Origin of the sequence: Gracilinema caldarium (assembly GCF_029265695.1) — a bacterium.
Taxonomy (GTDB): Bacteria; Spirochaetota; Spirochaetia; order Treponematales; family Breznakiellaceae; genus Gracilinema; species Gracilinema caldarium_A.
The window spans coordinates 82,731-97,727 of record NZ_JAJUHW010000006.1; the positions used below are offsets into that span (position 1 = coordinate 82,731).

At 51.0% G+C, this 14,997-nt stretch carries 9 protein-coding genes; 2 read left to right on the forward strand and 7 right to left on the reverse strand.

Annotated features, from left to right (window positions below):
• Positions 1 to 11: 11 nt before the first annotated feature.
• The 7 genes from Q7P68_RS03745 to Q7P68_RS03775 form a co-directional block, all read right to left on the reverse strand.
• Entirely contained in the window at positions 12 to 1,601 is a 1,590-nt protein-coding gene (locus Q7P68_RS03745; protein WP_304222998.1) for an HD family phosphohydrolase, read from the reverse strand.
• Positions 1,591 to 5,187, reverse strand: a complete 3,597-nt coding sequence (locus Q7P68_RS03750; RefSeq protein WP_304223001.1) for a UvrD-helicase domain-containing protein — start codon at positions 5,185 to 5,187, stop codon at positions 1,591 to 1,593. The genes Q7P68_RS03745 and Q7P68_RS03750 overlap by 11 nt, the downstream gene beginning before the upstream one ends.
• Positions 5,184 to 8,129 (reverse strand): PD-(D/E)XK nuclease family protein, encoded by a 2,946-nt coding sequence (locus tag Q7P68_RS03755; protein WP_304223003.1) that lies wholly within the window; start codon positions 8,127 to 8,129, stop codon positions 5,184 to 5,186. The genes Q7P68_RS03750 and Q7P68_RS03755 overlap by 4 nt, the downstream gene beginning before the upstream one ends.
• A 77-nt stretch (positions 8,130 to 8,206) precedes the next feature.
• A complete protein-coding gene (locus tag Q7P68_RS03760; RefSeq protein WP_304223006.1) occupies positions 8,207 to 9,052 on the reverse strand; it encodes an alpha/beta hydrolase in 846 nt (281 codons plus the stop codon).
• Positions 9,053 to 9,056: 4 nt separating this feature from the next.
• Positions 9,057 to 10,307 carry a tagaturonate epimerase family protein gene (locus Q7P68_RS03765; RefSeq protein ID WP_304223009.1) on the reverse strand — a complete coding sequence of 417 codons (1,251 nt, stop codon included), beginning with the start codon at positions 10,305 to 10,307 and terminating at the stop codon, positions 9,057 to 9,059.
• Positions 10,308 to 10,319: 12 nt separating this feature from the next.
• A complete protein-coding gene (locus tag Q7P68_RS03770) occupies positions 10,320 to 11,156 on the reverse strand; it encodes an SDR family oxidoreductase (protein ID WP_304223012.1) in 837 nt (278 codons plus the stop codon).
• Positions 11,157 to 11,168: 12 nt separating this feature from the next.
• Positions 11,169 to 11,924 (reverse strand): DeoR/GlpR family DNA-binding transcription regulator, encoded by a 756-nt coding sequence (locus Q7P68_RS03775; protein WP_304223015.1) that lies wholly within the window; start codon positions 11,922 to 11,924, stop codon positions 11,169 to 11,171.
• Positions 11,925 to 12,085: 161 nt separating this feature from the next.
• Between Q7P68_RS03775 and Q7P68_RS03780 the strand changes: the two genes are divergently transcribed.
• Positions 12,086 to 13,867: a metallophosphoesterase family protein gene (locus Q7P68_RS03780; protein ID WP_304223017.1), complete on the forward strand. Its 1,782-nt coding sequence runs from the start codon at positions 12,086 to 12,088 to the stop codon at positions 13,865 to 13,867.
• A gap of 68 nt (positions 13,868 to 13,935) precedes the next feature.
• Entirely contained in the window at positions 13,936 to 14,847 is a 912-nt protein-coding gene (locus Q7P68_RS03785) for a carbohydrate kinase family protein (protein WP_304223019.1), read from the forward strand.
• The last annotated feature ends 150 nt before the right edge of the window (positions 14,848 to 14,997 follow it).

The following is a 14,997-nucleotide window of genomic DNA, read 5'->3' on the forward strand; positions in this document are numbered from 1 at the left end:
GCAACTACGAGTCAATTGTTCTGGTTTTCGCCGACAAGGCAGCGCATCATAGCCACGAGATTACTGTCGAGGCGGCCGCGGCGGACCTCGTCTTCTAGAATGGAAAGGGCCTTTGGGATGGGGACCGCCTTTTTATAGGGCCGGTCCGCCGCGGTCAAGGCATCGTATACATCGGCGACGGCTATGATGCGGCCCTGAATAGGTATGGAATCTCCTGCAAGTTTTTCGGGGTAACCAGAACCGTCGAGCATTTCATGGTGCACCCTGATAAATTCTGGGATCCGCCGATATTCTGCGGGCCAGGGAATGCGGCGGACAAATTCGTAGGAACGGACCACATGCTGTTCCATTTCTTTCCGTTCCCGCTCGTTTAAACTGCCCCGTTTAATTTTAAGGTTTTCAATTTCTTCGGCGGTCAGTATGGGGATGGGTTCATTGTCTATCCCATAAACCTGCGGGAGCGGCATAGAAAGAATACGGGATATGGTTTCTTCGGGATCTATTTCGGTTACCGTTGGCATATTGATCGTTTCGATGAGCTTTGAAATTTCCATAATTTCCCTAATAGTTTTATCCCGTTCTTCGTTGAGACGTTGGAGCGCATCCTTCTGAAGCCGTGATTCCCGGAGGGCAAAGTCGAGTTCCAGAGAACGCCGGAGATATTTAAGTCTGAGCTGCAGTTTTTCAAAGTCTTCGGGGTAGAGTTTCCGTTCTTTTAGAAAAATAGCCGGATCTATATATACTTTACCGAAATCATGGAGCAGGGCCGCATATTCCAGTTCCTTAATGTTGGATTCTGAAAAGCGGGGTGCCTTTCCTTCCTGTTCGTCCTGGCTGTTAAGAAGCCGGGCAAGTTTCACCGCCGTCATAGCGACACGATAGGAGTGACCGCTTGTGGCAGGATCCCGCTGTTCTACCGCATCAATGGCCGCAAGAACAAATTGCTCAAACTGGTCCTGGATACGCTTTATCATTTGAGCGTTTTCCAAAGCAACAGCGGCTTGGGATGCAATTGCTCCCATGAGGGATTCATAACGCTTTTTAAAGGGAACCACACAGGTAAAAAAATCTTCTGCCTTTTCCAGAATGATTTGCTCAGGCTCCATACAGCTTTCGTGGTCTTTTTCTTTTGAGTTGATAAGCTGGATTACCCCAACGATAGTACCTGTATGGTCAGTCATGGGCACTGCCAGCATGGAACGGGTTCGGTAACCCGTGGATTGATCAAACCCCTTGTTAAAAGAAAAAGGGGCATCCTGGGGGAGTTCATATACATCGGCAATATTAAGAGTTTTTCCGGTGAGGGACACATAGCCTGCGATAGAGGTCGTTGTCCGGGGCATGGTGAATTCTTCGTAATTGTTGGTTTTTAGGGACGTGTTAATCGAATATTTGAACCGGAGCAGGCTATCTTTCTCTGAATGTTCAACGAGAAAAATACTTCCCGCATCAGCCCCGGTAATATGAAGGCTAATTTCCAGAATACGCCGCAGGAGCCGATCGATATCCCGCTGCCGGACCAGTTCCTGGCCAATTTCTATGAGTAGTTCCTGGTCATGGTAGGCATCGAGCAGTTCTTCGTAGGATAGTTCAGATTGCATCCGGTGACTCCTCGATAGCTTCGGAAGCGGCAAGGCTCTCCGCTGCAATCTGGTAAAGAAGTGTATCGTCCATCGCTGGTTTCATCTCTATGATGCGCATTCCCCGCAGATAGACGAGGAAGGTCTTCGCTGGTTTGTCCGAAAAGGCCTGGCCTGCCCTTCGGTAACACTCCATTTGGATTCTGTGGGCTTCGCTTTGCAGGGTTTTGTCGGTCTTAAAATCAATGATGAGGCAGTCGGTGCTGGTCTCAAATATAAGATCCATGCTGCCTTTTACAAGGATTGGTTTTGCTGGGGCTGTCGTTTCGGATGTTCCCTGCTTTTCTTGCGGCCACAGGGGGAGAATGAAGCTGTATTCGGTTCTCAGATTCGGTTTTGCTTGCAGCGCCTGTTTCCCTACGTCGCTTTGTATGAATTGGTTTGCAAGGATCTTGGCTGTTTCTAAAAAGGCTGCCTCTTGTTGTGAAGTAAGCCCCGCATCTTTCATGGCTGCTTTAATATGAAGCGGCAGCTCAGTATTCTCTCCTTCGATTTCTTTTTGAATGATCCAGTGACACAGGGTACCAAAGAGGGTTTCCAGGTCCTTTCCTGATTGAGCGATGATGGGGTCTACGGAAAGTCCAGAAAGTTCTATGGTCTCTGTGTGCTCTTGGATGCCTTGGCAGGCCTGGTATTCCTGATAGGTCCGTTCCATAAGGGTAGGACTCGTGGTCCTGCCTGCCGCGCTTATAGGGGCTATGGCGGTCCTGCTGTAAAACGCTTCAATATTAGTATAGTCATTAGTTTCGTTGGCTGAGTCTGTTTGTTTTAAAGATGCGAGGCGCTGCCTGAGAGAATTGAGTCTCTGGTTCCGTTCTTTTAAGGGAACAGACTCAATAGCCCTGCGATAGTATAGATGCGGCGAAACATTTTCGAGACCAGACTGGATTAAATCGTAAAAGCTGTTTTTGCTTCTTTTTGTGCTGCCCAGGAGTATACATTTCCGTTCTGCCCGGGTCATGGCGACATAAAGGAGTCGTTTGAGCTCCGCAAGCTGTTCCAATTTTTCCGATTCTCTTAAGTCTTCGAACAAAGGATTGGCAATTTTATCCTTATTGTTCTTGCTGTAAGAGGACCATGAAATAACCGGCCCAAATATGGGGCTGTAAAAATAGGGCTTATCGTTTTTGATCGGTTGAATGGGAGCCCCAATCTGGGGGATGATAATTACCGGGAATTGGAGTCCCTTGCTTTTATGGATTGTCATAAAAGTTACCGCATTGGCCTTTGAGGCGCCTTCGTCTCCTTCAATTTTTTCGGAGCTGCCCATGAGGGGCGTAAGTTCATCTAAAAAAGCTGAAAGGGTAAGATGCCGCTGGTCTGCCTTGACCGCCAGGTCATAGAGAAGACGGAAGTGACCGGCGGTAGCTGCCATATCGCTGTCGGCGAGTATACTTATACGGTAACCCGAATCGTACCAGAGCCAGGCCACGATATCCGCAATTCCTTTGGTATCTGCCATAGAGCGGACCTGCTGGTACAGATCGGCTCCTAGGCTATAACGTTTTTTGTCCCAGGTTTCACAGTCTTCCCAGAACGAATCTAGCAATCCCTGAAAGGGGCTGCCAAAAGCGGGACTAGTTGGTTCAGTTTCAAGGAGGAGTTTTAAAAAGCAATGATCACTTAGGTTTACAAAGGGGGAACGGAGCACCGTTGCATAGGCATTGGAATCTTCAGGATATATGACAAGCCGAAGCAGGGCATAGATATCGTTAGCGGGCCCGTCGAGAAAAAGTCCCCGGGGATCAGCACTGACAAAGGGAATGCCGACGGTACGGAACACCTGTTCATACACCGACTGGTGGGTTGTGGTTCTAAAAAGGATTGCCAGGTCCCCGAAAGTAAAATCTCCGTCGGCAATGCCCTGAATAATGCGTTCCGCTGCGGTGATGGCTTCGGTTTCCGCAGAAGTACAGAGGGCTTCTTCCGTGGTGCCATTCGTGGCTGCAGAGACCGGAATGGTGTCGGCGGCGGGGGGCGCATCAGCGATTGGTTCTGAATCGCCGGCATCGTCCTCTGCATCGTCGTCCGAGGCATTTTGGTTAAGGTACAATTCTACCGCCGCCTTGCCAGAACCTTTTCGTTGGGGACTTGGGTGGGCTGGGGTATAGAAAGCTTCGTAGTCTTCTTCTGCGGAACCGAAGACAGCGGGAAACAGGCTGTTGAAAAAGTCGACCAGTTCCGGTTCGGACCGGTAGTTTGTGCTGATGGGAAGCTGCCGAGGAAAGGGGTTCGTTTCTTTTTGGGCTTTTCCGCCGCTTAAAACCCGCGGCAGGGGGGAGCGGGAAAGCTCCGCCGAAAGCTTTTTAAAGACCGACACGTCGGCACCGCGGAACCGGTAAATGGACTGTTTTTCGTCCCCCACAAAGAAAAGCTTGTCCGGGGCTAGGTCCTCTGGTTCTGGAATACCGGGGCTTGTTTTGGCTGGATCCTCCGCAAGAAGGTACAAGAGTTCCTTCTGTTTTTCATTGTTGTCCTGGAACTCATCGATCATTATGGCTTGTATCTGGTTTTTATAGTAAGTTCTGAGGGGCAGGGACGTTTTAAGTATATCTACTGCCAGGTCCACCAGGTCTCCGAAGGAAAGGAGGGCCTCCCGCCGTTTATTCCGGATGTACCGCTCAGCAAGGTCATCTAAAAGTGTACCTGCCACTTCAATAAAGCTGCGCTGCTGGTAAAAGATAAGAAGATTTTTAAGTCTTTCACACAGAGGTTTTATTTCTTTTAAAATCTTCTTCGCTGTTCCGCTGTCAGTCCCCTCTGCGACCTTGCCGGGGAGGCGAATACCCAAGAAGTCGGAACAGAGGTTTAGGTATATATGGTACTGAGCTTCGTTATATTCAAAAGAAATGTCTTCATATTTTTGTGCAGTTTTAACAAGGGCTGTGAGATGGATTTGACCGCTGCTCGTATCAAGCGCAGCCCCACTGAGAATAGACTCTTTAAGATTTTTAAGAATATTTTTGATAAGCTTTAGAATTTCATCAACCTGTTTCTTGGCGCTTTCTTTATAGGAACCGTTTGCAACAAAGGGAAGCCTATAGAGACAGAAATCGGCTAAGAATTCCTTCACGATCCGTTCAAAGGAATAATGGGCCACAAGGCTTGCGATGACCGGTTCACTCCGGTGTTCCATAAGGAATTCCATGGCGGTCTGTTCTGCCAGGACCTGGAGCCGCGCTTCGTCGATGGTAAAATTGGGCGGTATACCGTAGTTCTGGCAGGACCCGCGGACAATGGATGCGCAAAAGGAATCCAGGGTGTCGATGCGGGCTGAGTCGAAGCGCCGCAGCTGTTCCTGGACCCAGGGCTCGTCGATTTTTGATAGTTCCTGATAAATGCGGCTAAACATTTCTGCCGCGGCCTTGCGGGTAAAGGTCAGGGTAAGGATGGAATCCACCGGGAGCCTTTTGTCCCGTACCAGCCGGACATAGCGGTGGGAGAGAACCGTGGTTTTACCGGAACCGGCTCCGGCGGATACGACCACATTGTGGTCCGCTTCATAGGCGGCCCGCTGTTCATCATCAAGTATATTTATGGCGCTCATTCTTTGTCTCCCCCGGAAAAGGTAATTCTGCACACCGCTTTGACAGGACATTGAGAACAGATACTGCGATAGGCCCTATCCACCACCGGGAAGCTGCCCTCTCGGATGGAGGCCACCATATCGGTGAGGACCATATCCAGATGTTCTAATACACCTTCGTAACCTAGCCGCGGCAAGGGAAGCGGGGATCTTTTATTTTTAGGCCCTTCGGGATGAACAACCCAGGTGTTTTTACGTTCTTCTATAGAATAAAAGACGGCCCTGCCGACCGGGGATCCGATCTGGGCTTCTGCCATTTTAATGTAGGACGCCATCTGCAGATTTGTCACGAGGCCATCGTTATTAAAATAGAGTTCCTTCGGTTTTGGTGTTTTTTTTGTCTTAAAGTCAACGATGAAAAGTTTTCCCTCATTGTCCATGAGAATAAGGTCCGCTTTGCCCGACAGGTATATACCCAAATTTTCGTACAAGAGGTTGAGGGGGTATTCGGGACCAAGAACTGCGCAGGAGTCGAGTCCGGGAAGTTCCTGATCCAGGTAGGCAAAGAGGTGTTCCTGAATCCGCTCCGCGAGCATTTCGTAGACCGATTCCTGAAAGGCCCCTTCTCTGTTTCTCTGCTCCTCGAGTTTTCGCTTCATGATTTCTTGGATGAGGCATTTATATGCTTCCGTTTCGTTCCTGCGAATACGTTGGCCGGGACTTTGGGCTATAGATTGGAAAAATTCTTCCAGTATCAGGTGATACAGGATACCGATGTCTTTTTGACCGATAGTTTCAATTTCCAATTCCAGTTCTTCGATACCGAGCCCCCTCGTGAGGAGCCACTGGAAGGGGCAGTTAATAAAATTGTTGATATCCGTAGGAGAGATGTGGTTGGGATTCTTATGAACGCTGGTGGTTAATTTTGCGTACAGAGCTTCCACAAGGGGGGAGGAGCCTATGGGAGCCCGACGGATATCCGTTTTCCTGGTGTTTTGTTCGGCGCTTAAGGATTCTTGGAGGGCCCTGCTGCGCCGCCAGGCTTCCTGCTGGACTGTAAAGGGAGAAAGGTTTTCAAGCCCCTGCTTTGTTTCTTCTATAATAAAGCAATCCTGTACGAATGGGAGATTATCTGGTCCTAAGACACGAAAGTCTTTTCGGGAACTGATTGCCTGGTGGGGGATACCATGACCCCTCAAGCCCCGGTCCGGGGCGGTAAAGAAGCACAGCGGTGCGATGCGGTAGGCCGCAATGAAGGCTTCGGAACGGTCTATGGCGGAAAAGTCAAGGCTTCGTTTGCGGTCCTCCCTGAGAAAGGGTGCGGGATCTACGAGGATAGAAGCGCTATCCTGGGTTGCGTTCATCACGATATGGAGCTTCGGAGCGATACCTGCCGCGACCCGGTAGGGGTATACAGCAATACTTCCTGGCTTAGATTGATGAACGTAGGTGGTACTTTTTAGGTGGGCAAGAAAAACGGGAAAGACCTTAACCATGGTGAAGTCATTAAGGTACTGTTTGGTCTCGATAAGGCGGCCCAGTTCTTCCATGGCCCGGGCATAGACCCGATCCGCTTCGGCATCCATGAGGGCCCGGTCAAAATGATTGGAACCAAAATATATCAATTTTTCCTGCAGTTCTTGGAAGGTCTTGGCATTCACAATGTCCATAATGTCCCGTTTGAGCTGCCGGTAAAAACGTGATAGATCGGTCACCGGATAGGGGCAATTGGTTTTTCCTTTCTGGATATGCTCAAAAGTCTTTTCCCACACATCGACTTCTTTTCCCTGTTCCCAGTAACCGGTAAGGCAGCGGTAAGTAAGGCCAAATCCCAATAGTTTTTGGATGATTTTGGTGTTTTTCCAGGGCAGGGCACGGTCCGTAAGGAGTTCCTTGAGGGCTTGGTAGGACCAGCGGCTCTGGCTGCAGGACTGGAGATGCAGAAAGAGCCGGCCCCCCGCCTGGTCGGTTATGGCCGTGCCCTGCCGGATGCCCAGGGAAAGGCTCCTGAGCCGGCATTCCAGGCGGAGCTCTTCTGCGTAGTCTTCTAGATTAGCGATGCTGACGGCAATGTCCTCTGGCTCAAGGATCTTATTGTGAACAACATGGGCAAGCAAATTAGCGACAAAACGGATTTCTTCCTGGGCCGATGTGAAGCGCAGAAGGCTGTTGTTAAGAGCGCTCGGAAGCTCCGCGGTGCCGGGGAGCCCTGTGGCCCCGGGGGACGCCGCGGGCTTTGGATACGCCGCTCCAGCCGCGGCTGCCGCTGCATGGCCCAACCCGGCTGCTATTGCTGCGGCTTCAGCTCTCGGCGGATCTTCATCAATCTGGATAGTACCCTTCAGGATGTCCTGGACGGTATAGATAATAACAGAGCTTTCCCGGGAGATCTCCGCTTCATAGGCTTCCCAGTCGTCGGCCAGGTTAGCAAAAAGGATCACATAGCGGGCTGAGCCGGCTTGAAAGGGGGAGCGGACCCAGTCGGGCTCGTAGAGCCGGTGGGCCGCGAGGAAGTCCTCATAGCTATGGTACAGAATCCTGAGGTCCAGAAGATACGGATCAGCCTGGCCACCGGCCTTTTCCATAAGAGTTTTTAGGGAGGGCAGGAGGGCTCCCACATGGTTGATAAAGGCCGTGTATTCTGCGGCATGGGCCTGAGGCAGGAGTTCTGTAAAAAGCGGGGTCCCTGCCTGGGCTTCCCGGGCGTTCTTTTCGAGGATATGGGAAGCAAAGATAAGGCGGCTCAGGCTGTTGGAGGGCCGTTCGCCGGTGCGGCGGATCGAAAGGGTTCGCTCTTTAAATTCGTCCCAGGCGATAAAGCGTTCCAGCGCCAGGGGCTTGCCGTTCCTTTCACAGAGCCGCCGGGCCCAGTCTTGGGCCGGTACGGCGGAGGGAAACACAAAAACCGTGCGGCGGTCATCAATATAGGAATTAAAAATAGACTGCAGGGTAGTTTTTGCCATGCCTGTATTGTACCACAGGGATGCGGTGAGGCAAGGCCATGGTCAGGCTTTTTAGTACTGTGCTTTTAACCTCGCCACTATTGCTCTGCCCCTGCAAGGTGTCCGAAGGCCCAATTGATGAAACCGGGGAAACGCCGGGCCCAGCTTTGTTCCGAGTGGTTTGCCCCTTCATCGATCACGCAGAGGAGTTTTTCCTGCGCCAGTCTCCGGGACGCCAGGTAGTCCCGGATGTCCAGGGTGTCCTGAAGGTAGCGGCTCGGAAAATCGGCCTTGCTGTCGTCGCTCGTTTCTGCGGTGCCAATATCGAGGTAAACTGCCCTGTCGGCCCGGTAATGCTGCGCGATGTGCTGCATGAGGGCTTCTTTGGCAAACCAGGCGGCGGTAGAAAAGGCTCCGCAGAGGCCAAAAAGGTCGGGCCGCTCATAGAGGGCGTAGAGGCTAAAGAGGCCACCCATGGAAGAGCCGGCGATACCGGTGGAGGCTGGCCCCGGCAGGGTGCGGTACTTTTGATTGATGAGGGGCATGAGGGTGTCGGCAAGGAAGGCAAGGTATTGGGCGCCTTCGCCTCCTGCAGACTCAAAGCCCCGGGCTCGGGAAATGTCGAGGGAGATTGATGGATTTACCCAGGGGGAATATTCATCCAGGCGGCTCATGCCCTGCCGGTCGTGGTTGCAGTCGACCCCGACCACGAGGATGCGGCGGCGGTCTCCCCGGGCTGCCAGGGCGTCCAGGGTTTCGCCGATTTCCCAGTGTCTGCCAAAGGTTGCCGTTTCTGGTGAAAAAAGATTATGCCCGTCCTGCATATACAGGACAGGATAGCGCCGCTCCTGCTCTTCCCCGTAGCCCAGCGGTAACAGGACCCGGACGGTTCGTTTCCTGCCGCCGAGCTGGGGGATGCTGATTTCAAAGGTGTCGATAGTCATGCACCTATTGTATAAAAATCTGCCTGATGTGTCGATCTAAAAGGTTTTCTTTAACCTGCGCTCCGATGTGGTCCTCGTGGGCTTCCAGGGCCTTAAGGTAGGTTTCCCCCAGCTCGGCGGCAACCTTGTACCCCACATGAAGGAGCTGCCTGAAATCGGGATTGTAGCGCGGGTCCGTTTCCACATGCCGGAGACTTGCCGCGTAGGTTTCGCCGTCCCATGAGTCCACTGTTTCCGGGGCGGGGAGCCTGTCTCGCCTGATATCAATGACCGTCGCATAGGGCTGGCAGAGTTCATCAAAACGGCGGTAGGCCTCCCTGTATATTTGTTTGGCCAGTGCCAGGGCTGAACCGCCCGCGGAAGCGAGGCCGATAAGTTCTTCGAGCCAGGTGGTGCCTGCGGTTTTAAGGTGGAGCCCCGCGTTGTGGGTATAGAGGGCCTTTTTAATGGCCGGATAAATCGAAAACTTGTCGCTCCCCGAATGGACAGAAAGTTTCAGATTCCGCGGGAGGCCGAATTTTTTTACCGCATAAGCGATAACAAGGATGTCTTCGTTGAATTCCCGTTCAAACTGAGCCGGGTCACCTGTATAATCTACCCCCTTGTTAAAGCGGCCTGAAAATTTCGGCGCAATGGTCTGGGCAGGGATTTTCTCGTCGGCAATCATGGCGAGTATAAAGAACAGGTCCTCTGGTTTTTGGGGAAGGTCAGTCTCGTCCATGGATACTTCGGTTATGAAGGTTTCTGCCCCTTTCTGGGCGGCGATATGCCGGTAGAGTTTACCCGCTTCCTGCACTGCTAGGAGATACTTACGGGCCACCGCATAAAGGCTTTCTTCGCTGATTTGTAAGGGTGTACCTATGCCGGGAACGGCAAGATTACCAATAAGAGGGCGGTACTTGGCGACAAAGCGGCTGATAGAAGCCTCATCCGCTGCCTTTCCGGTGTAGTCCGCCACATCCAGGGTGTAAAAATCGCTTGAATCCAAAAAGAGGTCCACTGTTTTTAGGCTGATATGGTCCGCATCCACATGGTAGGCCTCGGTCCAGCCAAGGGCTTTCACGGCCTCGTCTGCCTCGCGGCGCACCTGTTTGGGGTCCGTATGGATAATCGAATGTTCCCGGTATGATTTGTTCCAGACGGGAATAATGGTGCAGCCGAGCCGTTTGGCCTCTGTCAGGGCTGCAAGCTGGGCCTTGCCCTGGTGTCCGAAACGGTCGCCGATACCCATGGAGAACCGCGCCAGTTGTTTCATGTTGTGCTCCTTTTATACGTTGTCTACGAGGAAGCCCCCATCCACCGGGATGGAAACACCGGTAATAAAGCCCGACGCCTTGTCGCTGCAGAGAAAGATGGTTGCGCCGACGAGTTCTTCGTTTTTGCCAAAGCGGCCAAAGGGGGTGCGGGCAATGATGGACTTGCCCCGGTCGGTAAGCTCCGTCATGGTCTCATCTTTATAGAGAAGAAGCCGGTTTTGGTTCCCCACAAAGAAGCCCGGCGCGATGGCGTTTACCCGGATGCCGTAGGGGGCAAACTCTTTAGCGGTAGCCATGGTCAGGTTCAGCACCGCGCTTTTGGCCGCATCGTAGGCCCAGACTCCCGAAAGGGGTTTATAGGAACTCATGGAGGTCAGGTTGATGATAGCACCAGCGGTTTTGTTAGCAATCCAGTAGGCGGCGACGAGCTTGGTCGGAATGACAAGGCCTGCAAGAAGATTGTTTTCCAGAACCTCCTTGAAAACTTCCGTATCCAGCTCCGTAAAGGGACTTTTCCCCTTGTTACCCCCGGCAGCGTTTATCAATATGTTGGGAACACCCATCTTAGCTTCTGTTTCTTTAATTGCCTGAGCCACATTGCTTTCGCTGCCCGTGTCGACCGTAACGCCGAAGCAAGCTTCGCTGCGGCCGGTTTTATTCGCCAGGTCCCGGACCGCTTCATCAACAGGATGATGGGTGCCCCGGCCCCAGAGGCACACTTTTGCCCCCGCGTTGACCAGGGCTTCCGCCATGGTGGCCGCAATGGCCCCAGCCCCGCCGGTAATAACGACCCGCTTGTCCGTGAGGGCGAACAGGTTTGCCACATAGTTTGCTGCATTTGAATTCATGAATGCCTCCTTTTATGGTGCGAGGACTACCTCGCAGGGAAATTGGATAATATCGCATTTATGCGCCAGGCCTGCATCGGAAATAAGAATATGAATGTCTTCCACCGTGGCGAAGACTGAAAAGGCTTCGGTTCCGTATTTGGAGCTGTCGGCGAGGATGATTCGGCGCTTTGACCGTTTTAAGGCCTGCCGCTTCGTGTCCGATTCGTAGATGTTCTGGGAACTAAAAGAGCCGTCAGCGGAAAAGCCCGTGGTGCCGATAAAACAGGTATCGATATGAAAGGTGCTGAGGGCTTCCAGGGTCTGGGGCCCAACAAAGGAACCAGCATCTTTGCGGAAGTTTCCTCCCAGGGAAAAGACCGACACCGCCGTAGCGTCCTGCAGGGCGATGAGCACATCGATGGAATTGGTGACTACCCGGAGACTCATGTCTTTAATCTGCAGTGCGAGGCTCTGGGCGGTGCTTCCCGAATCGAGAAAGATTGTGTCCCCCTCGTGGATAAACTCCCGTGCTTTTTGGGCTATCTTTTTTTTTGCCTCCCGCTGTTCCGTTCGGCGCTGGGCCAGGGGCCGGATCAGGTCCTTGTTGGTGGCCGCCATGGCCCCGCCCCGGGTTCGAACAAGGAGCCCTGAGTCTTCCAGGAATGCCAGGTCTTTTCGGAGGGTAACCTCGGAAACCCCAAGGCGGTTTACCAACTCCTGGGTACTCACCTGCCCCCGGAGGGATACAATGCGGATAATTTCGTCTTGCCGTTCCTGGTTTGTCAATTTCGTAGCCTTTCGAAAAACATAATAAAACGAAAGCATGGAGGTGTCAAGGATGTTGTCCTTTCACAGATACTGCTCTTTACTTATGAGTTTAAAGCCATAATACTTTTTTATTAGATACGGTTGCAGTTCCGCTCGCGTATTTTTACAGGAGGGATGCGGTGCGTATATTTAAGCTCCTATCCATCTATACCCTGCTTAATTGCGTGTTGATCGTTTTTACGGTCTACGACTTTTTTGCCCATGGAATTGCTTACCAGTTTCTTGGTATTACGGGGGTCTTTCTTGCGCTGCTGGGGATTGCGGCGAGTGTATTATTTTATTTCAAACACGAAATCGGCAGGGTGCTGCTTAAGAATTTTGCCTTCGTGTATGTGGTGTATTATCTTATTCTCTTTATTATCGAAAGCGATGCGTTTAACCCAGTTGTTCTTGTGATACTCCTTTCGGATGTGTTTCTTTTTTTCAAACTGTCGGATAAAAAAATTGTGACGGTCACCATTTCAGGCTGGAAAAACAGCACACTGTCCAGCATGGCCGATAAAAAAAGACCGCTCTACCTCAGAATTGGCTTTTCTTCAATATTTCCGGCACTGCTGCTGCTTCTTTTGCTGGGAGGAATATGGTTGATCGACTGGGAAGACAAACTGGGGATACTGCTGCTGCCAAACGGAAGCGGTATTGATTTTTATCGGGGATCCGATCGTCACCCTGTCGATTTGAGTGTAGCAGGAGGGTTCGTTTATGATGATCGGGATGTGATCACCATCAAACTGACCGCACCCGTTGCGGTCATTACCGCACAAGCCCGGGAAGACATGAAGATAGCTCTGCGTGTGCTGAATGTTGATTCAAGTGCTGTGGAAGCCTTCCTGGATGACAGCCCGGTTGAAATTGACAAAGGGGATGCAAACAGGCATTTTGCGATTAACAATCTTGAAATAGCATCTGACGTTTATTCAGGCAATTTTCTTGCTCAGGAAAAGGGGGTGCTGATTAAGATAAAATTGACTGGAAACACCGCCCATACACTGCGCATAACGAATCGGAAGGAGGAACAGGCAGGGAAAATGGTCTTTTATGCCATTTCAGACACCCATTCGGTTTACACTCAGTTACTGCCGGAAATTAAAAAAATAATGCGGGATGACTCCCGATTTATCGTTTTTAACGGAGACATGGTGAACAACGGCTACGATTCGGAATATGTTATTTGTTCCAATTTTTATGAAAACATGCCAAAGCAGGTTTTTACCACCATAGGCAACCATGATGTATGGAACGGCGGCGGAGTCTATTACACACGATATTTCGGGCCTAACTATTATAGTTTTGTCTATGAAAACACCCTGTTCATTTTTCTTGATACCTCAGCAGGATACATTGGCAATGGCCAGTTCACCTGGCTGAAAAACTTGCTTGCGGAAAACAAATCGGAGCATATTCTGATTTTTTCCCATATGAGTCCCATAAACACATACATAGGTAAGTTTGATGAAAGTCAGAAGATTCATCCTGAACTGCTGCATAATATTCACCGCAAGTCCGAAAGTGATTACCTTTTGGAATTGGCCCAACGGTATGGCGTCGATTATGTTATTGCGGGCCATTCTCACATCCATGCGGTTGCAAAAATAGGAACGACTACCTATGTGACAAGCGGCGTTATGGGAGGCTCGGTTACCGACGACCGAAGCACCTATAGCTTTTTGCGCTTTGAAATAGATGGACCAAAGATCTCTTTTAAGCCCATTATTGTTAAGAGCGCCAGCCTGGTTAAAAAGGAGGCGCTTGCCGAGCGCATTGCCATTGCCCGCATCTTTTTAACGCCCCTTATCATCAGCCGGTCGGTGCGCCTTGCCCTTTCTATGATGCTTGTGGTTTTGATATCGATTTATATCTTCTTCTTAAGAAAGTATTCGCTTATAAGGCTGGCTTTATAAATCAAGGTCTTATTCTCGACATTTTTTTGTTTACAACTGAAACTAAACCGGTTTATAATACCAAAATAATGAGGATACTTGTTTCGGGCTTGGTAAACATAGAGACAACCCTGCAGATAGACTCCTTTCCTCTTGAATACGACCCTGTTCGTTACCCCTTTTGGGGGGTGAATTCGGCTGTGTCGGGTGTTGGGGTAAATGTAAGCCTTGCGCTTCACAGCCTGGGGAACGAAGCCCATTTTTGCACCCTCCTTGGAACTGATTTTTATGGCGAAATGGCCCATGACTGGATACAGCGCCAAGGGATATCGACTGAGTTTTTTATTCGGCGGCTTCCCCAGACGGCTCAGTCGGTCATTATTTATGACAAAACAGGAAAGCGGCAAATCCATGTGGACCTGAAAAATATACAGGAGCAGCGGTTCCCTGCCGAGCTTTTTGAGGTTGCCCTGGAGCGGTCCGATGCAGCGGTACTCTGCAACATCAATTTTAACCGCCACCTGCTCCCCCTGGCACGCCAAAAGGGAATACCGGTTTGCACCGACGTGCATACCCTTTCGGATCCGGAGGATGAGTATAACAGGGATTTTATGGCCGCTGCGGATGTGCTGTTTTTATCCGATGAAAAACTCTGGACGAGCCCCGAAGCGGCGGCTCGGGAATTGATGGACCGCTACGGTAACCGACTCATTGTCATTGGACAAGGTGAACGGGGAGCCTTCTTGCTTGAACAGAAGAGAAAACCAATACAGCTCCCGGCAATAAAAACACGGCCTGTTGTCTCAACCATCGGGGCAGGGGATGCGCTGTTCTCGGCCTTCATCAATTTTTATCTGGATGGATTTCCCGCCATCGAAGCTCTGCGGCGGGCAATGGTCTTTGCGAGCTGGAAAATTGGTACAGCCGGAGCTGCTCAGGGCTTTTTGAATGCCTATGAACTCGAAAAATTATATTCACAGATGGAACCATCTGTGACATAGGAGGAGTATAACATGATACGAAAACGGATAGCTTTCTTCTTTGCAGGAAGCTTGTTGCTGGCCTTTCTTGCTGGCTGCGCCAGTACCAGTGATTCCGGTGCAGAATCTGCCCAGGCAGCCGGCCCTGCCTACCAGACCGTGGAAGCGGGA